This is a genomic window from Martelella sp. HB161492, assembly GCF_013184775.1.
In the GTDB taxonomy this organism is placed as follows: Bacteria; Pseudomonadota; Alphaproteobacteria; order Rhizobiales; family Rhizobiaceae; genus Martelella.
The window spans coordinates 250,473-268,905 of sequence record NZ_JAATVV010000002.1 but is presented as its reverse complement, the minus strand read 5'-3'; the positions used below and the strand labels follow the sequence as shown (position 1 = coordinate 268,905).

Below are 18,433 nucleotides of genomic sequence, written 5' to 3'. Positions count from 1 at the left end.
CCAGGCCCACGACGATATGCGACCTGAGGAAGCCAAATGGAGGCGGTCCAGGCACCTGCAAGAATCCCTATTGCGACCGGCTCACTGCCACAGAAACCAAAAAGAATAATGATTGCTCTATTCATAATACATATTATGTATTATATTTAAAAAACTGGCGCTGTAATGGAGGAGCAGCCAGCGAAACAGGTGAAGCGTTCGGCCGGAAAGCTTTCTCCGAGAGGCTCCACCTTGATGACCGACATATCGGCAACGACCGGACATGCGGCACGATGAGGAAGGATCAAAATCTCACCAAACGCAGGTCTGGCAAAACATCCCGGATAGACATGCAAAAGCATGGAGGAACGCAGCAGACGCCCCGTTGGCTGTGGCTTGATTGCTGTTGCCCGCCGGTCTTCCGGGACAAGACAATGGAGGACTAACAATTCGCATGCATTATTCAACGTTCCCCCGCCGCCCATCACTGGCAAAGGCATTCGTCCGGCGACAGTCGGCACTTCATCGAAGTGTTGCCATGTTAATCGCTCTCATTCCGTTCACACTGCCGGCAGTCGTCGCCGCGCAGGATGGCCCTTACAGAATCTTCGTATCCGCTGTCGGAGACGACAGCAGCGCCGGAACAGAGGCCGCACCGGTTCGCACGCTCCAAAAGGCTCAGGAGCTAGTACGTGCGAGAGCCCCGGCAGCGGAACAATCCACTCAAGATATCGAGGTCATTCTCGCCGGCGGCACCTATCTGCTCGATCAGCCGCTACAGTTTCGTCCGGCAGATGGCGGGCACGGCTATTTGGTGACATGGAAGGCAAAGGAGGGAGACCATCCGATCATTTCCGGAGGCATGACCATCGACGGCTGGAAACCAAGCGCCGTCGGGAACGGCATCTGGGAAGCGCCCGCACCGGCTGGTCGCAACAGCAGACAGCTATGGGTCAACGGTCAGATGGCCCAGATGGCCGAAACCGAACTCCCGCGTGACCAGATCGTTTTTTCTGAAACAGGCATAACGATCGAGAAGAGCGCACTTCCGCAATTAACTGAAATACAAGGTAAATCAGGGCTTGAAATTGAAGGGACCGGCTATTTTACCGATCGCTTCTCGCCGGTTCAGGACGTCCAGAACAACCTCTTCATCATGGCCCAGCCCGCCTGGGGCAACAACAACTGGGGTTACGATACGCTTGCTGTTCCGCTGGAAGACAGCCATGCGCGACTCTATCTGAGAAACGCATTGGCTTTGCTCGACGAGCCGAATGAATGGTACCTCGATAGAGCAGCAGGCAAACTCTATTACAAGCCGGCGGATGGAACAGACATGAGTACCGCCGATGTCGTGCTACCGCAGATCGATCACCTGATATCGATCTCAGGCACCTATGACAATCCGGTGCGAGATCTGCGTTTCGAGGGCCTGCAATTCTCTTATACAAGCTGGCTTGGCCCATCCTCCGCGGAAGGCTACGCCAACCAGCAGAGCGGCTCATTTCTGGCCGGGCCGCTGGACGCACGCCCCGACGGAGCAATCAAGACCTGCGGCTGGGGGTGCCGTGGCTTTGAGACACGGCGAAACGAATGGTCGCAGATGCCAGCAGCTGTCCAGGTTTCAGCCGCCGAGCGGGTCAGTTTCGACAGAGATATTTTTGCCCATCTCGGTCAGATCGCTCTTGGTATCGGCAATAATGACGACGCTACGGAAAGCGGTATCGGGCTCGGTACTGCCAATATCGAAGTCAGTGAAAATGTGTTCACCGACCTCGCTGGAGGGGCGATTATGGCCGGCGGCATTCAGCGGGAGGCACACCATCCGGCCATTCCGGCTCAGGCTAACCGTGCTTTGCTGATCGAAAACAATCGCATTCACAAGGTCAGCCAGGATTACATGGACAATGGAGCAGTCCTCGTAACCTACATTGATCGCGCCCTCATCCTGCACAATGACATCAGCGATGCCCCCTATGACGGGATCGACACCGGCTGGGGCTGGGGACTGAATGATCCAGGTGGTAATCCCACCTACAGGACACTTCAGCGCGGCTATTACGATTTCCCCGAGAATCTAAGTTATACAACACCAACAACGCTCCGCGATGTCGTGGTTGCCTATAACCGTATCCATGACGTCAAGAAGCATTATCAGGATGGCGGAGCGATTTACAATCTGTCAGCCAGCCCGAACAGCATGATCGCCGAGAACTACGTCTACAATATTCCGGCGCGTATCGGTCTCTATCTCGATGAAGGGTCTCGCTACATCACCGTGCGCAACAATGTCGTCGACAGTGACACGCGTTGGTGGCTGAACGCCAATACGATCGATGTAGCCTTTCCGCAACGCATCACCACCGACAACCGGGCCGTGGGCAACTGGCACAGTGCCGAAATCTACAGCGGTCAGTGGACCCCATATCAGAATAATCTGATTCTGGACGATCACCTTGTGACGGACGGCAACTGGCCACCGGAAGCACGCAAGGTCATGGAAAATTCCGGCATTGAGGCAGATGCCAAGCTACCGGAGATCCAGCTGAACTGACGACCAGAACGTGTCCGGGGCATTTGAAGCACCGGACACGTTCGCCTGTCTCGATCACTGACGTGGCTCGGATTGTTTGAACAGGCCTCTGGTCGTTCCTAAACGGTTTCCGACCGCGTTTATGCCGCCGACGATATTCCGGGCAACGTGTTGGCGGGGACCTGATCCGATGCTCGCGGTCAAGCGATGAATGCGGACGGCGGCTGTTGTAGAACGTCTGATGCCGTCCAATATCGGTCCGGCTTCGCAGACCGGCACGGGAACGCTGTACGAGCTGAGCTCCCAGCGCTACGACCGGTGCCCGGCTGAACCGCATTACCCACCATGTCAACATTCTCGAAGTGAACGGCGACAGCTACCGTCTCGGCCAAAGCCGCGCCAAAAAAAAGCCCCGCTGAAGCCAACCGTAATATCGCCAAGCCGGCTTACAACCCCCGCTCGGACTACGCCCTTCCGGCGATCGCATGCCGGCGTCACGAGTGGCCGATCTTTACGCCGCCGCTGACACAAGCTGTGCGGAGCTCCGCTTCGCTGGACGGAACTTCAGAAATGACGATTGACCATTGTGGGACGGATGCGTGTGCCTATAGGGCGCAACTGATGTGGTTTTGTAATGTTATACCATAACTTTTTGTTGACGGGTTTAGTCACATTTCATACACGACACCTATTCCACCGATGAGGACGTGATGAATATGGGTTGCGTGTCAGAAAAAGCAGACGCTGGCTGCGCGAATGGAGGAAGTTTGAACGCTCAAAAGGCGTTCGTGCCGAAAGTTGCAGTCCTGCTTCTGGCGAAGGCTGCCTTCGCTCAGGCACCACATTCGGAGATGCGGGCGCTTGCGGAGCAGGTTCGCGGTTTCGAAGGCGTCGGGCAGGCCTTATGGGCCTTTTCCGAGCAGGGGCAGCCTTCGCTGAAGGAGGCACTCGAGACGCTCCTTCAGCAAGCGCCCGACGAAATCCGCATCCTGCCGGTGTTGCTGCCGCTGGAGCCAAGCTTTCCGGCCTGGATCCGGCGTTCGGTTGCACGATGGCAGAGCGAGAGCGATCGACCTTGGCCAGCTGTGAGCATTGCGCCGGCAATCGGTTCCAGCCCGGAGATTGCATCGATACTCGGTGCGCTGCTGAAGCAGCCTTCAGATCCGATTGCTGCACGACCTCAGTCGGCACCACCGGAAGGCTCCATCGTGCCTGCCCAGAAATACCGTGTGCTGGTCTGCGAGGGCGGAGCCTGCAATGCGGCCGGCGCTGATGTGCTCTGGGGGCACCTGCGCAACCATCAGCACTGCCGCAAGCTGAAGGACACGGGCGACGGCATGATGAGCGCCAGGACCACATGCCTCGGCCCCTGCAATCTTGCGCCGGTGCTGCAGGTCTATCCCGACGGAACCTATTACGGCGGCGTCACCGAGGCCGCTATCGATCGGATCATCGATGAACATGTGCTTGAGGGGCGCATTGTCGAAGACTTCGCCTATCGTCCGAACGGGCGAAAGCAGAGGCTGCGACAATCCGACTAACATTCTGTTTTGGTTAAAGGAAAGGGAATTCATGAAGATCATGAAAATCTTGGCAGGGGTGATTGTTCTCCTGTCAGCGACGGCAGCAAGCGCGGAGACTTTCGTCGATGACGCCGGCCGGACCGTGGAGTTGCAGCTTCCGATCAAGCGTGCGGTGATCTTCAATCGCTACGCCGTCGAATTCGCCCGCGCGATCGGCGCGATCGATCAGGTCGTCGGCGTCGATGCGAGCACCATGCGCGACAAGGCATACTGGCCGCAATTCAATGACAGCGACATTGTCGGGCAGGGGCAGTCCGATCCGAATTACGAGGCTATTGTCGCGCTCGATCCGGACGTGGTCATCATGCCGCGCAACGGTGTCTATGAAGAGGCCGCCCGCCAGCTGGCACCGTTCGGTATTCCGGTCATGGTGGTCACGGCCTGGGACACGCTGGAGCATGTCGACAATGTCACGACGTTCGGTAAGCTCTTCGGCAAGGAACAGCGCGCGGCAGATCTGGTTGCCTATTACACCGGCTATATGGATCTTCTCCACAAGCGGCTGGAGGGCGTCGAACCCAAGCGCGTCTATTTCGAAGAAGTCCGCAATTATGTGACTGTCACGCCCGGCTCCGGCTGGCACGACATGATCGAAGCCGGCGGCGGGGTCAATATCTTCGGCGATATCGACATCAGCAAGGAACCATCCTCGCGCGGCAATGAGAACAGCTTCACCATTGACCCGGAGGAAATCATTGCCCGCAAGCCCGATGTCGTGATCAAGCTTCAGCCGGGCGCCTATCAGACCATTCCCGTCGAGAAATTTGAAACGGCCTGGGACGGGCTTGTCGAGCGACAGGACATTCAGGGCACGCCAGCCTATCGGAACAGTCAGCTGCATCTGATCAACTACTATCTGGCCGGCGGTTCCTCGAAGATTACCGGCGCGCTGCAGATCGCCAAATGGCTTTATCCCGCACGTTTTGAAGATATCGATCCCGAAGCCGCCATGAAGCAATGGATCGAGGACTTTCAGGGGCTGCCGTTTCAGGCTGGCATGACCTATCAGCAGCCTACGCCCTGAGCCCGTTGCCGCTCCGGCCGCCGCCGGAGCGGTCTTTCAAGACGAAGAGGATATCCCCGTGAGTGCCGAGACAGGACTTGCCGAAGCCTTTGGCGACAGCAATCTCGCAGACCGTTATGTGAGCGCCACGCGCCGGCGAAGCGTGATGATCATCGCCGGCATTGCCATTCTGCTGCTCATTGCCGGAACCGTGGCGGTGCTCGGCATTGCCGACACGGGCCTCGGTGCGCTCGTGAGCATTCTTCTCTCCAAACTCTCTTTCGGTCATGTCATGACTGACGTCGATCCGCAGCAGGCGCGCGTCATCCTGTTTCTCCGGCTGCCCCGCGTGGTGATGGCGATGATTGCCGGTGCCGCACTTTCGGTTGCGGGTGTGCTGATGCAGGCAATCACCCGCAATCCGCTCGTCAGTCCCTACACGATCGGCGTTTCATCCGCTGCCGCCTTCGGCGCATCGATTGCGATCATGTTCGGTGTCGGTTTCACGGCTGCCGGTTTCTATTTCGTACCGATCACGGCCTTTCTTTGCGCGCTTGGCTGCGCGCTTGCTGTCTTTTCCATGGCATGGCTGCGCAATATGGGCTCCCAGACCATGATCCTCACCGGCATCGCCCTCATGTATCTGTTCAGCGCGATGACGGCCGCCGTTCAGTTCATTGCGACGCAGGAGCAGCTTGCCCGCGTGGTGCACTGGACCTTTGGCAGCTTTAACGGTGTCGGCTGGAATGCGGTGGGCATTTCCGCGCTGGTTCTGGTCATTGCGCTGCCGTTCGCACAGCTGCATGCCTGGAAACTCAATGCCCTGACAAGCGCGGGTGATGATGTGGCGCGCTCCTTCGGCATCAATGTTCCGGTGCTGCGCGGGATCGCGATCGTGCTGTCCGTCGTCATGTCGGCCGTGGTCATCAGCTTTGCTGGCGTGATCGGTTTTGTCGGGCTGATCGGACCGCATCTTGCCCGGCTGCTGATCGGATCGGATCATCGCTACCTCATCCCGTTCTCGGCCGTCTGCGGCGCCATCCTGCTGCTTCTGGCCGATACGATCGGACGGCTCGCCTTCAGCCCGACCGTCATTCCCGTCGGCATCGTCGTCGCCTTTGTCGGCGTTCCTGCCTTTCTGCATCTGATCATTTCACGCCGCTCGGAGTATTTCGCATGAGTGCTGCCCCGCATCTCAGCCTCGCGCAGGTCTCGTTCTTTCACGGCGACCGGAAGGTTCTCAGCGATATCTCTGCAGATATCGAGAAAGGTGAAATCCTGGGACTGGTCGGCCCGAATGGCGCCGGAAAATCGACGCTTATCCGGCTTGTCCTCGGGCTATCGGCCTGTGCCAGCGGTCGGATCCTCCTCAATGGTGCCGATATGAGTGGTCTTTCGAGCCGTGCGCGTGCACGCAAACTTGCCTATGTCCCGCAATCGGCCCAGCTCGCCTTTCCCGTCAGCGTTTTCGAAACATGCCTGCTCGGGCGTACCCCGCATATGGGCGCAAAACCGAAGAAGGCCGATCTTGCCATTGTCTCGGAAATGCTGGAGCGACTGAACCTCGGAGACTTCGCCTTCCGCCAGATGTCAGAGCTCAGCGGTGGCGAACGCCAGCGGGTCATGCTGGCACGCGCCCTTGCCCAGGAAACCGGCCTTCTGGTTCTGGATGAACCGACAAGCGCGCTCGATATCGGCAATCAGCTCTTCACATTGCGGGTCGTTGCCGAAATCGCCCGTGAGCGCGGCGTGACTGCGATCATCGCCATCCACGACCTGTCGCTGGCAGCGCGTTTCTGCGATCGTCTGCTGCTCATCGACAAGGGGCGGGTCGAAGCAGAAGGTCGGTGGCAGGAGACGCTCACCCCGGAGGCCATTCGCCGCACCTACGGCGTCGACGTCGACATCGCCCTTCTTCGGGATGTGCCTGTGTTCGCGCCGCATGAGAAATCTGAACGTGGTATGGTCGACTGTTGAGTTAGGACAATTATCCAATGAAAGTGGCATGCTGCCCGGCTTGCAGGGATCTTTCTGGCTTTGGCGTGATCGCATTGGTCGATGCGCTTGAGCGGGAAAAGGCCAAGGGCAGGGCGGGCCATGTTGCCGAGAACCTTGTCCGCCTTGAGCTGGTCATCCTCGACGAACCCGGATATCTGCCAATCGGCGCCTCAGGCGGCGCGCTGCTTTTTCCATGCATAGATCGAATGCTGGCTCAGGCCGAGCCGCTGACGGACTTGCGACACCACTGTCACTTATCGCCCCTGGTACGCGCAAGAGACGGATTCGGATGGTAGTTGGCGAGGCGTTCGAGGATCGAGCCGCCGGCGATGAGCACCGATTCCTCCTCTTCCGTAAGCAGGTCGTGAATGGCGCGGGTGAGCCAATCGTCACGCGCGGCGCGATCCTCGGCAACCAGTCGCTCCCCGGCTGGGGTGAGCGTGATGTTGACGCGGCGCGTGTCCACCTTATCGGCCATCCGCTCCACAAGGCCCCGCTTGGTCAACTCGGAGAGCGCACTGGCCACATTGGATGAGGTCATGACCAGTTCACGGCCGATCTGGGTTGGCTGAATTGCGCTCTCGCTTCGTGCCACCACACCCAACACGCTCACAGCAGACTGCGAGAGCCCTTCGACCGGAGGACGTTCACGGCGCTGCCGGCGTTGCAGGGCGCGCAACTGCCCGAGCAGCCGATGCAAATCTTCTTCCTTCATTTTACCTATTTTACATAACTATGTTGTCGAAGGCAATCGGGGCGCAACGCATTGCTCAGCTATTTCCGCTACTGGCCGGGGCGCCGACCCGGGCCAGCGAGCGGTCGGTCAGGGTGATGAGCAAGGCGAGTGCCGAGACGGCGATCATGAACAATGCGAGTTCATGCATGCCGGCAGAGTCGGCGCGCTGCCCGAAAGCCATGCCGGTTGCCGCCGACGCGATGATCGCGCCGAAATACTGAAAGGTGCGCAACAGGCCTGAAGAGGCGCCGAGGCTGGCGGGATGCGCCTGGTGATAGAGTGCATTCTGGTTGCACAGGCTCAGCAGCCCCTGCGGAATGCCCAAGAGGGCGGTGGCGGCGGCAAGGAACCAGATGGGCGAGCCGGGCGAGGTCAACAGCAAGATGACGCTGACGACGACCTGCAAGATCCCGCCAACGATGAGTTTAGTCTGCACCTGCGGCGTTCGTCCCCACAGGGCGGAAACGAGGATGCCGATGCCGAAGGTCGGCAGCAGCAGAAGCCCGGCATTCGATGCGGAAAGGCCACGACCATCCTCCATCCACTGGCTGAAGCCGTAAATGAAGGCATAGGACGAGGTCGAAGCGGAAAGGGCGCGGGCAAATGTCGCAAGCAGCGGCAGGTTGCCGCGCAAGAGCCTCAGGTCGATGAAAGGGGCCTTCGTGCGGAGTTCACGGAAGGCGAAGGCAGCGCCGGCGGCTGCAGCCACGGCCAGGCCCCACAAGGTAGAGGCGCCGGGTGCCATGAGGAACAGCAGCAGGCCCATTAGCGCGACTGCGAACAATGCGGTACCGGCCCAGTCGAAGCCGCGAAGGGCGTCGCGTTCTTCTTGCCGTGTGCCGCCGCCATAGGATGGAAGCGCCATCCAGCCGAGCACGAGCGCGAACGCGCCGAGAGGAATGTTGATGACCATGGTGAGGCGCCAGCCGCCAAGGTCGATCAGGAGCCCGCCCAGGGTCGGACCGATGGCCGCGATCGTCTGCACGGTGACGGACAGGGCGGTCAGGACGCCAGCAGGGCTGTCGAGATGGTCGTGATCCGCCACTTTGCGGATGAGCGACATGGCTGCGGGATAGCCGGCGCAGGTTCCAAGCCCGAGGATGACACGCGCGAGGACGAGCACCCACAGATTGGGCGCCACGGTGCCAAGGATGCCCGCCACAGCGGTCAGGATGGCGCCCAGCAGGAAGAGGCGCTTGGGACCGAAAACGTCGACGAACCGGCCGACGAGCGGTTGGCCAATCGCGGTGGCCATATAGAGCGCCGAGACGAGCCAGGCGGTTTGGGCCGCGGGTGCGCCGAACGCCACACCGATGGGCACGAGTGCGACCGCGATGATGGAAGAATTGATGGGATTGAGGATCGCCCCCAGCATCAGGGGCATGAGCAACTTGAACGGAAACCGGCCGTGCGCTGCTATTGGGTGCGAGTTCGTGATCATAGATGTGCAGGCTCGTGCGCTCTGTTGCTTCCTGGTGTTGGTGTGCCGTGGTCAGTCGAGGTACTGCAACTCCAGCACGTCTCGCTCGATGACCTTGCGGGCCGTCGCTGCGGTGTCTGCGCTGGCGGTCATCGCCTCGTCGCGCGGGATCGCGCTTCGTCAGGAGCGCGCATCGAGTTTGGCGAGGATTTCACCGGTGGTGGCAGTCTCACCGAGGCGCGGGAAAATCCGGCTGGTGCTGTGTCCGTGGGCAGTGAGATCGACGTCGGTCATGGCGTCCGTGGCGAGAACGACGTGGAAGCCGTGCTCGTGTGCCGAGCGGGCGGTTGATTCGACACCGATGCTTGTGGCGACGCCGGTGATGACGACCTGGGTGACGTGGTGCGCGGACAGTGTCTCGGCAAGGCCGGTGCCGTGGAAGGCGCCCCAGGTGTTCTTGGTAACGAGGATATCGTCGGGCTGCTGGCCGAGTTCTTCCAGCAGCTCGGCCCAATCGACCGGCCGTGCCGACGACGCGTCAGCGGGGCTCGTCTGGTGGACGTCGGCCCGACCGGGAGCGCCGCCAGCCACGTTCACCAGGACGACGGGCAGCCCCCTTTGGCGGAACGCCTCCGCAAGGCGTCGTGAATTGCTGACAACACCGTCGAACGGATGAGCCGTCGAGAGGCCGGCGAGCCCTTTCTGAAGATCGACGATGATGAGGGCTGGCGTTTCGTCGAGGGTGGTCAACGGCATGGGGAACTCCTTTCGCGTCGAGCGATCTGGTTAATTTAATGCTATTTAGCATAACTATGTGAAATAGCAATATAGGCGATTGCGATCGGGCATATGCGGCGTTGGTGGTCTGGCTGGCGCGACTGCGGCCTGGATTTTTCGACAGCCTGAGGTGGCGAATTCGTTTTCACACTCACGGGGGAAGACGTTTCGGGAGCATTGCCGATAGCGCGGCAGAGGCCTTCGACCACTGCACCCGGAATTGCGGGTGTCCCAAATATCCAGCCGCCAAGCCAGGAGGAGATTTGGGCGCGCCTCTTACGGTTCAACGGACACTGGAGCATCTTTGGCTTCGGGCCATTCATTGCCGTCGATAAAGCCACCGATGCAGCGGTGGGTGAAGTGGGGGGGGCACACTTCTATCGTGGTACGGCAGCGAGCACTTCTATGACCGGGATGTTGATCCGTTCCAGACCATTCGTCTCGCCGACGATGCCGCCCATACCGACGAAAAGCGCCATCATCGGACACAGGGCACAGCGTCTGGAGTGGCCATTCAGGCGTGACTCGCTGATGGTCATTTTCTGCCCGACGTTACGGTACGAGGGCGTCGGCAATGCGTCGAACGGATCGGTGAATTTCTGAAATTCGCATTTCGAATCAGATAAATAAGGCCAAAAACGGGCGATCTCACCGGACTATTTCTGGTGGTTTGTATGTTTGTCGTCATTTACATTTATGCCGCAGTTGACTCGTCAGCCTCCCCGGCGTTCATCTCAGCAGCATCATCTCTGGGAGGCGATAGATGCTTGACGCTCGTTTTGACTGCCCGTGCTGCAGCCTTGTTCTTTCCAACCTTTTTTCCATGACGCGCGGTAACGCGCCCGGTTCTGCCGGCGGACTGTTCTGTGCAGCCGAGACGACGGGCACGACCGTGGCCGGCAGCCCGGATCGGATCAGATTATTTCACGGCGGGACGATCCTGACGGTGGATGCCGCGTTCTCGGACGCTGAGGCTATCGCAATCAAGGGCGATCGGATTATTGCGATCGGCGCGCTTGATGATGTTCGCGCGGCCGCTGGCCCGCAGGCAGAGCTCGTTGATCTCGAAGGCCATGTGATGCTGCCGGGCTTCGTCGAGCCGCATACCCACATGATGACGGGATCGCTGATTGCCGACCTCACGACCTATGTCGGTGCCTCGAAATTCGCCAGGACGTCAGAGGTTCTCGATCACCTGAAACAGATTGCAAGCCAGACCGCGCCGGGTGAGTGGATTGTCGCGCGCAATTTCGATCCCTCTCTTCAGGAAGGCCCTGATGCCCTGACCTTTGCCGAGCTTGATGCGGTTTCGACCCGGCACCCGGTCTTCATTCTCAATTCGTCCCTGCATCTGGCCTATGCCAACCGCGCCGCCTTTGCCGCGGCAGGTCTTGACGAGGATGTCCCGAACCCGGAAGGGGCCGAATTTGTCCGCGATGGCAATGGCAGGCTGACCGGCACGATCAAGAATAATGTCGCCTTTCTGAAGATACTGAGCCATTATCCCGCGCTGAGAGCGGCAGACCCTGCCGAAGCCCTGATGCGGCAGACCGATGCCTTTTCGAAGCTGGGGCTGACAACGCTCAGTGATCTCGGCATGGGTGGTCTTGCCGGCATCGAAGACTGGAATGCCTATCTGCGGGCCGCAGCCTCGGGCAAGCTCCATGCCCGCATGCGGGTCTATCCATTCTATACGCAGGACAAGGCCTGGGACGATGCCGGACTGCTTCCGGGCGACGGCAATTCTCATGTCCGTGTTGCCGGTTTCAAGCTGATCGCTGACGGCTCCAACCAGGGCTTCACCGGCCTGCAGCGCGACCCCTATCTGCATACCGAGACCCGGGGTCTTGCCTATATGTCGCCAGAGGAAATGACGGCACTGATGGTCAAGCGCGGCAGCCAGGGCTTCCAGATCTCCATCCACGGCAATGGCGACCGGGCGATCGACAATATTCTCGATTCGCTTGATGCCGCACGCAAGGCTGGCGTCGATGTTGCGGCGCTGCGCCCGCGCATTGAACATTGCTCGATTCTGCATGACGACCAGATTGCCCGGCTGAAGGCGCTGGGCGTCTCCCCGAGCTTTCTCATCGGCCATGTCTATTACTGGGGCGTTGCCATGCGTGACCTTCTGTTCGGGGCGGAAAAGGTTCAGCTTCTCGATCGCTGCAAGAGTGTGGCGGATGCTGGCATCGGCTTCACCATCCATTCCGATTTCCTGGTCACCGACCCTGATCCGCTGCTGATGATTCAGACCGCCGTGACACGCAAGACCTGGAAGGAGCCGGATTTCGTCGTCAATCCTCACGAGCGCGTCAGTGTCGAGACGGCGATCCGGGCAATGACATCGGAGGCCGCCTGGCAGCTGAGTTCCGAACATGAAATCGGCAGTCTGGAAACCGGCAAGTTCGCCGACATGGTCATTCTCGAGCAGGATCCGCGCAAGGTCGACCCAGACAGGATCAAGGACATCAAGGTCCTTGAGACATGGATGGGTGGCCAGAGGGTCTATGCGGCCTGATCGCCGGGGCTGAACAGGCAATGCCGTTACGGGCTTGTCTGTTCTGCCCTTTGTCCTGAAGATTTTCTCATCCGCACTCGGGGGCCTCCATGTCGCTCAAGTCCACTCTGAAATGGCAGGGGCTGATCATCCTGCTGCTGGCGCAGTTTGGCACCATGGCCGATAATGCCGGCGTTTCGGTATCCGCAACGTCGCTGGCGCTGGCGCTTCACGCGCAAATGTCGCAAATTGCCGTGGCGAATGCCATGTATCCGCTGATCGCCGGTTCTTTCATGGTCAGCATCGGCACGCTGGGTCTGTTCCTGGGATGGACGCGCACCTTCCAGATCGGTGTTGCCCTGCTGATCCTGGCCGAACTGATTGCGGCAACCACCCATGAGATCGCAATCTTCAATTTCGGTGCCCGAAGCCTTGCCGGTTTTGGTGCCAGTTTCCTCATCCCGTCAGTGCTCGGCCTTGTCTCGGTGCTTTATTCCGGCCGCGACCGTGTGGTCGCCTTTGGTGCCATTGGCGCTGTTGTCGGTATTGCCAATATCATCGCGCCGATGATCTTCGGTTTCATTATCGATGCATTCAGCTACCGGGTGGCCTTCCTCAGCCTCTGCGGCTTTTTCGTCCTGCTTCTGGCCGCAAGCCTGCTGCTGCCGGCGGAAACCCACAAAGAGGATCTGAAAACCTATGATCGCGGCGGTGCCGTTCTGGTCTCGCTGGGACTGCTGCTCTTTTCCGGCGGGCTGATGCAGACCAGCAGCTGGGGCCTCATCCATCCGATCAATGCCCCGATCACACTGTTCGGCATCAGCCCTTGCCTGCCGCTGATCCTGGCCGGCCTTCTGGTCCTGATTGGCTTCTGGCGGTTTGAAGTCAGCCGTGCGGCAAACGGCCGGGCCTGCCTTGTTCCCGTCTCCTTCTTTGCCACGCCGCAAATCCGGGCCGGCGTATACATGTGTGCCTTCATGTTCTTCGTGCTCGGTGCTTTCACCATTCTCGGAATCCCCTATCTGCAGATGGTCGCTGGCTATTCCGCTTTCGAGACGTCGCTGATCCTGGTGTTTTTCCCGGTCGGCATGGTTCTCTCCTCGCTCGGCACGCCAGTGCTCTTTTCGCATCTGTCATCACAGATGATCTGCCGCCTTGGCATGGTGCTGTCGGCGCTTGCCTGCCTGATCGGTGCCTTCGGCATTACCCGCGACGGCATTGGCCTGCTCTATTTTCCGTCGACCTTCCTGATCGGCCTCGGGACCGGTCTGATCGCCTCACAGGCATCGATCATCGTCACGGAAGCGGTGGATCAGAAGCTGGCGAGCCAGTCCGGTGCGGTTCAGGCCGCCGCGCGCAATATCGGCCAGGCCATCGGCGTTGCCCTGATCGCCTGGCTGTTGATGTTCTCTCTCACCGACGATTTCAAAAGCGATGCGCGGCTGAACCAGAACATCAGTGCTTCGGTCCTGAATGATGTTTCGGAAGTCGCCGCCATTCCGTTGATGTCGAATGAGGATTTCGGCAATGCCATGACCCGCCTGAAGGTTCCGGACAATGACCGGCAGACCTTCTTCTCCATCAATCGCGACGCCCGTTATGACGCTGCCCATATGTCCTGGCTGGTTCTCGCGCTGTTGATACTGATCTCAATTCCGCTGCTGACCCGCTCTGTTCCGAAGCATTCCCTGATGCAGGATAAGCAGACGTCAGAGGGCGGGACCTCCGCCATATGAAGCCCACGATCGATCCAAACACCGGGAGATAAGAATGTCAGACAAGAAAATCATCGTCACCGTAATCGGTTCGGGGACCATCGGCATGTCTTGGGCAGCGCTGTTTGCCACAAACGGCTATCATGTCCGGCTCAATGATGTTCGCCCGGATTTTGCCACGGCCATTGCCGGCCGGCTGAAGGAGATGATTGCCCAGATCAGTGATGACCCGGACACGGCTTTCGGACGGATCAGCTTCCATACCGATCTGGCCGAAGCGCTCGAAGGCACCATGCTGGTTCAGGAAAACGGGCCGGAAAATCCCGCCTTCAAGCAGAAGATGTTCGCGGATCTCGAGGCGATGACCGGTGCCGATACGATGCTGGTTTCGTCATCATCGGGCATCACGCCTGATGTCATCGGTGCGCAGATGAAAGATCCGGCCCGGGTGATGATCGGCCATCCGCTGAACCCGCCGCATATGGTGCGGCTGGTGGAGATTTGTGGTGCGACCGGCGCCGACGATGCGGTTGTCGAGCGGCTGATGGCCTTTTACGAAGATTGCGGCCGTGTTTCGGTCCGTCTCAACAAGCCAATTCCCGGTTTTGTCGTCAATCGCCTGCAGGTGGCGCTGGTCCGCGAAGCGATCCACATCATTTCCGAAGGTGTGGTCGATGTTGAGGGGCTGGACAAGATCGTCGTCAATTCGCTCGGCGTCCGCTATGCCTCGATCGGACCAATGCTGACAGCGCAGCTTGGCGGTGGCCAGGGCGGGCTCAGGGAAATGGTCGAGAAGATCCTCGCCGGACTGGTGGCCGCGCTCAATCTGCCGCCGGTTGATGCCGAAACCGTTGCGCTGCTTGATGCGCAGGCGAGTGCGACCTATCCGCTCGATCGGATTGCTGAATTCGGCGCAGTGCGCGACGTCCGCCAGTCAAAGGTCATTGCCATGCAGGACGAAACGCCCCTGCCTAAGGCCGGTTGAGGGGAGAGACTGATGCCCATGCAAGATCAGAAGGCCCCAAGCCGGCTGTTCCAGTTGTGCTCCTGTGCCAGAGAGCCGGCGGCAGGTTTTGTCGAGGTTTTCGATGAACCCCGGCATTATCATCGGTTTCAGAACGACTATGTTCGTGTTTATGACGTTCGTTTCGGTCCCGGTGAGACGTCGCTCTATCACCGCCACAACATTGATACGATGTATGTGACCGTGAATGATGCCGAAGTCTATGATCACACATTCCAGTCGGATGCTTCGACGGGCAAGACCCATCACCTGACGGCCGGTCTGTCCATGTGCCGCCCGCACGGCGGTGATCCGCTGATCCACAAGGTGCGCAATGATGGCGACGGGCTGATGCACATGATCGGTGCCGAAGTGCTGAAACTGCCGGAGCTTGTCTCCGACAAACCGCTTTCAGCACCCTGCCACACCCAGCTCGACAACCTCTCCGGTGCCGAGCGGCTGCGGTTCTACCGGATCGCGCTGGAGCCGGGCGAAACAACCGGTGAAATCACCTACGGCTTTTCCGGGCTCACGGTCTCGATTTCTGATGCCAATATCGCCGTGGCAGAGCCTGGCGGCACCAGCCGCGTTGTGTCCTTTTCTCCCGGAAGTCATATCTGGCACGATGGCCCGGTGACGCAGATGCTGACCAATGTCGGGGAAACCGCCTTCGTCGCCATCCTTGGCGAATGGTGCTGAGCCTGATGCTGCTGCGATCGCTTGAGCGGTCGCAGCAGCATCAGATCAAGTGGCCCTCAAAACAGGCGTCAGGAAGAAGCGCTCATAGCTGATGAAAGGGGGATCGCCCGAAAAGCGGGCGTTCGCCGCTATGCCATCCGGATCCGTCGCAACCCGCTCACGATACCGTTGATAGGTGTTCTCGTCTGGAAAGGTGAACAGGGCGATCGCGATATTATCAGCGCCGTCCTTGCCTATGCCGGAGAAGCTTAGCCCGGCCGTTTCGGGCCTGTCGCGCGGTAGGAAGTAACCGTGATGGGTTCCGCCATGACGCTCTATCAGCTCGATCCAGATTTGCGCGTAGGCCTCGAACTCGGCGATCCGGCCTAAATCGACATGGTAGCGAACTTCGCATGTAACGGGTTTATCGGGCATGGCGGCCATCATGATTGAGCACGGACAGCCCTGCGAAACCTGAATTTCCGGGGCCGGGATCTGTTATCGCATGGCAGATCGTTCTGGAACAGAGCCTGTGCTGATCCGTCCCGGAGCGGAAGCAGCCGACGATGAAGCGGGCTGGTTTGCCGCGCCCATCATCGGCCGCCTGTCAGGGACGGGCTGCCATGGCATGGCCGGGTCAGGCAGCCGTGATGTTTAGCTTGGGATGTTTGGCTTGGAATGGCCGGCGTCTTCGCCGGGCAGGCAGCCTTTAGTGCTGCTGGTCCGGTGGCGCCATGCGTGAGCGGATCTGGTCCTCACGGCGGGCGATGTTCATGTAGCCACGAACACCGGAATAGACGACGGTTCCTGCAACGATAGACAAAACGAAGGTCATTTTCTGCTCCTTTTCGCTTGCTGTCATTTCACTGACGTAATGCTGATGGGTCGGCCGAAACTTAACTTCTGAACGCCGTGGTAATTTTCAAATGTGGCGAAAATTAAACCTGCATTTTCCAGCTAATTAATTGAAATTATTGGCTATAAATACGTTCATACCAGTGCGGAATTAAATTCCGATCACGCCGTCCGTTTTGAAATTTTTGAGACGAATTCGCACAAGATGGCGATAAACCGGCATGACAGCCGAATTCAGGGAAATGGCTTTGCGCTTTCCCGCCAGCTTGTGCGAGGGGTGCGTTCTTGACGCGGGTTTCCCCGTTTCCTGTATCCAGATCCCACGATATGAGACCATATTCGCGCGCGCTCAGAGACGTCATTGACAGCCACTGCGCCGCATCGCAAGACCGGGCGAGGCGTGCTGTTCGGCGGGAGGTCGACGTGGCGGTAAATGATGCGAGTGGGGAGCGCCTGCATGCGCTCGAAACACCGGTGGTGCCCGGGTGCGAGATGCCGGGGCCTCTGCCCGGGAGCCTGCGCATTGCCGAGGTTCGCACGCATCTGCTCGAGCACCGGCTCGGGGTCGCCTTCGAGAGTGCGACCATGCGGTTTGACCGGCGTCAGCATCTGCTTGTCGAGATCGTCTGTGAGGATGGCACCACGGGCTGGGGAGAGTGCCTCGGTCCGGTTCTGCCGAACAGGGCAATGGTGCTGAGCTATGCCGGCTGCCTCAAGGGCATGAATGCGCTCGAGACCGAGAAGATCTGGGCGATCCTCTACAATCTTCTGCGCGATCAGGGGCAGCGCGGCATCGCCGTGACGGCGCTTTCCGGTCTTGATGTTGCGCTTTGGGACATCAAGGGTCGGCATTTCGGTGTTCCTGTCTCGACACTGCTCGGCGGGCGGTTCCGCGACAGCGTGCGCGCCTATGCGACGGGAAGCTTCAGGCGTGATGGTGTTGACCGGGTTGCCGACAATGCCGCCGAAATGGCTGCCCATGCGGCTGCCGGCTTTCATGCGGTCAAGATCAAGATCGGGTTTGATCCGCAAGAGGATCTGCAGGTGATTGCGGCGGTGCGTGCGGCAATCGGCACGGACACCCGGCTGATGATCGACGGCAATCACGGTTACAGCCCGGGCGAGGCGGTGGCGGTTGGCCGGGCGGCGGCGGAATACCGGATCGACTGGTTTGAGGAGCCGGTGGTGCCGGAGCAGATCTCTGCCTATCGCGCCGTCAGGGAGGGCCAGCCCATTCCAGTCGCTGGCGGTGAAACCTGGCACACGCGCTTCGGCATGCATGAACCGATCGCCAGCCGTGCCGTCGATATCATACAGCCGGACCTTTGCGGCTGTGGCGGCTTCACCGAGGCCAAGCGGATCGCCGACCTTGCTTCGCTTCACGGCGTGCGCGTCGTGCCGCATGTCTGGGGCACGGCGGTGCAGATCGCGGCCGCTCTGCAGTTCATGGCGGCGCAGGTGCCTGATCCTGTCCGAAATCGTCCGCTCGAGCCGATCCTCGAATTCGACCGTACCGATAATCCATTCCGTCAGGCAGTGGTGACAAGGCCACTGGAGCACAGGAACGGCATTGTCACCATTCCCGACGGCCCGGGGCTTGGCATCGAGATCGATCGGGCAGCGCTTGAAGAATTCAAAATGAGGGCTGACTGA

General features: G+C 59.6%; 18 protein-coding genes and 2 pseudogenes. 14 read left to right on the top strand and 6 right to left on the bottom strand.

Features of this window, described 5'->3' with window-relative positions; genetic code table 11:
* Positions 1–517: 517 nt before the first annotated feature.
* The 7 genes and pseudogenes from HCK86_RS04095 (at position 518) to HCK86_RS24195 (ending at position 7,392) form a co-directional block, all read left to right on the top strand.
* Positions 518–2,533 (top strand): right-handed parallel beta-helix repeat-containing protein, encoded by a 2,016-nt coding sequence (locus HCK86_RS04095; protein ID WP_176083204.1) that lies wholly within the window; start codon positions 518–520, stop codon positions 2,531–2,533.
* 232 nt (positions 2,534–2,765) lie between these two features.
* A pseudogene (locus tag HCK86_RS24280) lies at positions 2,766–2,931 on the top strand (ATP-binding protein); the annotation flags it as partial.
* Positions 2,932–3,300: 369 nt separating this feature from the next.
* On the top strand, positions 3,301–4,053 hold the full coding sequence (locus tag HCK86_RS04090) for a (2Fe-2S) ferredoxin domain-containing protein (RefSeq protein WP_348641038.1): 753 nt from the start codon (positions 3,301–3,303) through the stop codon (positions 4,051–4,053).
* Positions 4,054–4,084: 31 nt separating this feature from the next.
* On the top strand, positions 4,085–5,119 hold the full coding sequence (locus tag HCK86_RS04085; protein ID WP_210259809.1) for an ABC transporter substrate-binding protein: 1,035 nt from the start codon (positions 4,085–4,087) through the stop codon (positions 5,117–5,119).
* Positions 5,120–5,177: 58 nt separating this feature from the next.
* On the top strand, positions 5,178–6,278 hold the full coding sequence (locus tag HCK86_RS04080; RefSeq protein ID WP_348641037.1) for an iron ABC transporter permease: 1,101 nt from the start codon (positions 5,178–5,180) through the stop codon (positions 6,276–6,278).
* A complete protein-coding gene (locus tag HCK86_RS04075; RefSeq protein ID WP_176083203.1) occupies positions 6,275–7,075 on the top strand; it encodes an ABC transporter ATP-binding protein in 801 nt (266 codons plus the stop codon). Before HCK86_RS04080 ends, HCK86_RS04075 begins: the two co-directional genes overlap by 4 nt.
* Positions 7,076–7,092: 17 nt before the next feature.
* On the top strand, positions 7,093–7,392 hold the full coding sequence (locus HCK86_RS24195) for an ATP-binding protein (protein WP_176083202.1): 300 nt from the start codon (positions 7,093–7,095) through the stop codon (positions 7,390–7,392).
* Here the strand turns inward: HCK86_RS24195 and HCK86_RS04065 are convergent.
* From HCK86_RS04065 to HCK86_RS04055, 3 genes are all read right to left on the bottom strand, one after another.
* Positions 7,347–7,811 carry a MarR family transcriptional regulator gene (locus HCK86_RS04065; RefSeq protein ID WP_176083201.1) on the bottom strand — a complete coding sequence of 155 codons (465 nt, stop codon included), beginning with the start codon at positions 7,809–7,811 and terminating at the stop codon, positions 7,347–7,349. The genes HCK86_RS24195 and HCK86_RS04065 overlap by 46 nt on opposite strands.
* A gap of 55 nt (positions 7,812–7,866) precedes the next feature.
* Positions 7,867–9,216: an MFS transporter gene (locus tag HCK86_RS04060; protein WP_210259808.1), complete on the bottom strand. Its 1,350-nt coding sequence runs from the start codon at positions 9,214–9,216 to the stop codon at positions 7,867–7,869.
* 216 nt (positions 9,217–9,432) lie between these two features.
* Positions 9,433–10,008: an isochorismatase family protein gene (locus HCK86_RS04055; RefSeq protein WP_176083199.1), complete on the bottom strand. Its 576-nt coding sequence runs from the start codon at positions 10,006–10,008 to the stop codon at positions 9,433–9,435.
* Between the two features lie 285 nt (positions 10,009–10,293).
* Between HCK86_RS04055 and HCK86_RS24030 the strand changes: the two are divergent.
* Positions 10,294–10,416, top strand: a pseudogene (locus HCK86_RS24030) (N-acetyltransferase); the annotation flags it as partial.
* On the opposite strand, the gene HCK86_RS04050 reads toward HCK86_RS24030, so the two are convergent.
* The gene (locus tag HCK86_RS04050) at positions 10,407–10,568 is read right to left on the bottom strand and encodes a hypothetical protein (RefSeq protein WP_176083198.1); all 162 of its coding nucleotides are present in this window, start codon (positions 10,566–10,568) and stop codon (positions 10,407–10,409) included. The pseudogene HCK86_RS24030 and the gene HCK86_RS04050 overlap by 10 nt on opposite strands.
* A 224-nt stretch (positions 10,569–10,792) precedes the next feature.
* Here HCK86_RS04050 and HCK86_RS04045 point away from each other — a divergent pair, with 224 nt between their 5' ends.
* The 4 genes from HCK86_RS04045 (at position 10,793) to HCK86_RS04030 (ending at position 15,946) form a co-directional block, all read left to right on the top strand.
* Positions 10,793–12,550, top strand: a complete 1,758-nt coding sequence (locus HCK86_RS04045; protein WP_176083197.1) for an amidohydrolase — start codon at positions 10,793–10,795, stop codon at positions 12,548–12,550.
* A gap of 89 nt (positions 12,551–12,639) precedes the next feature.
* Complete coding sequence (locus HCK86_RS04040) at positions 12,640–14,265, top strand: MFS transporter (RefSeq protein ID WP_176083196.1); 1,626 nt, start codon at positions 12,640–12,642, stop codon at positions 14,263–14,265.
* A 34-nt stretch (positions 14,266–14,299) separates the two neighbouring features.
* Entirely contained in the window at positions 14,300–15,229 is a 930-nt protein-coding gene (locus HCK86_RS04035; protein ID WP_176083195.1) for a 3-hydroxyacyl-CoA dehydrogenase NAD-binding domain-containing protein, read from the top strand.
* Positions 15,230–15,241: 12 nt separating this feature from the next.
* Positions 15,242–15,946, top strand: coding sequence for a hypothetical protein (locus tag HCK86_RS04030; protein ID WP_176083194.1), 705 nt, complete (start codon positions 15,242–15,244; stop codon positions 15,944–15,946).
* Positions 15,947–15,991: 45 nt separating this feature from the next.
* Here HCK86_RS04030 and HCK86_RS04025 read toward each other — a convergent pair whose 3' ends face one another.
* Positions 15,992–16,360, bottom strand: a complete 369-nt coding sequence (locus HCK86_RS04025) for an NIPSNAP family protein (protein WP_176083193.1) — start codon at positions 16,358–16,360, stop codon at positions 15,992–15,994.
* A gap of 70 nt (positions 16,361–16,430) precedes the next feature.
* Between HCK86_RS04025 and HCK86_RS04020 the strand changes: the two genes are divergently transcribed.
* A complete protein-coding gene (locus HCK86_RS04020; protein WP_176083192.1) occupies positions 16,431–16,583 on the top strand; it encodes a hypothetical protein in 153 nt (50 codons plus the stop codon).
* A gap of 51 nt (positions 16,584–16,634) precedes the next feature.
* Here the strand turns inward: HCK86_RS04020 and HCK86_RS24190 are convergent, their stop codons facing one another.
* Positions 16,635–16,760, bottom strand: a complete 126-nt coding sequence (locus HCK86_RS24190; protein WP_281409583.1) for a hypothetical protein — start codon at positions 16,758–16,760, stop codon at positions 16,635–16,637.
* A 536-nt stretch (positions 16,761–17,296) separates the two neighbouring features.
* Between HCK86_RS24190 and HCK86_RS04015 the strand changes: the two genes are divergently transcribed.
* On the top strand, positions 17,297–18,433 hold the full coding sequence (locus HCK86_RS04015) for a mandelate racemase/muconate lactonizing enzyme family protein (protein ID WP_176083491.1): 1,137 nt from the start codon (positions 17,297–17,299) through the stop codon (positions 18,431–18,433).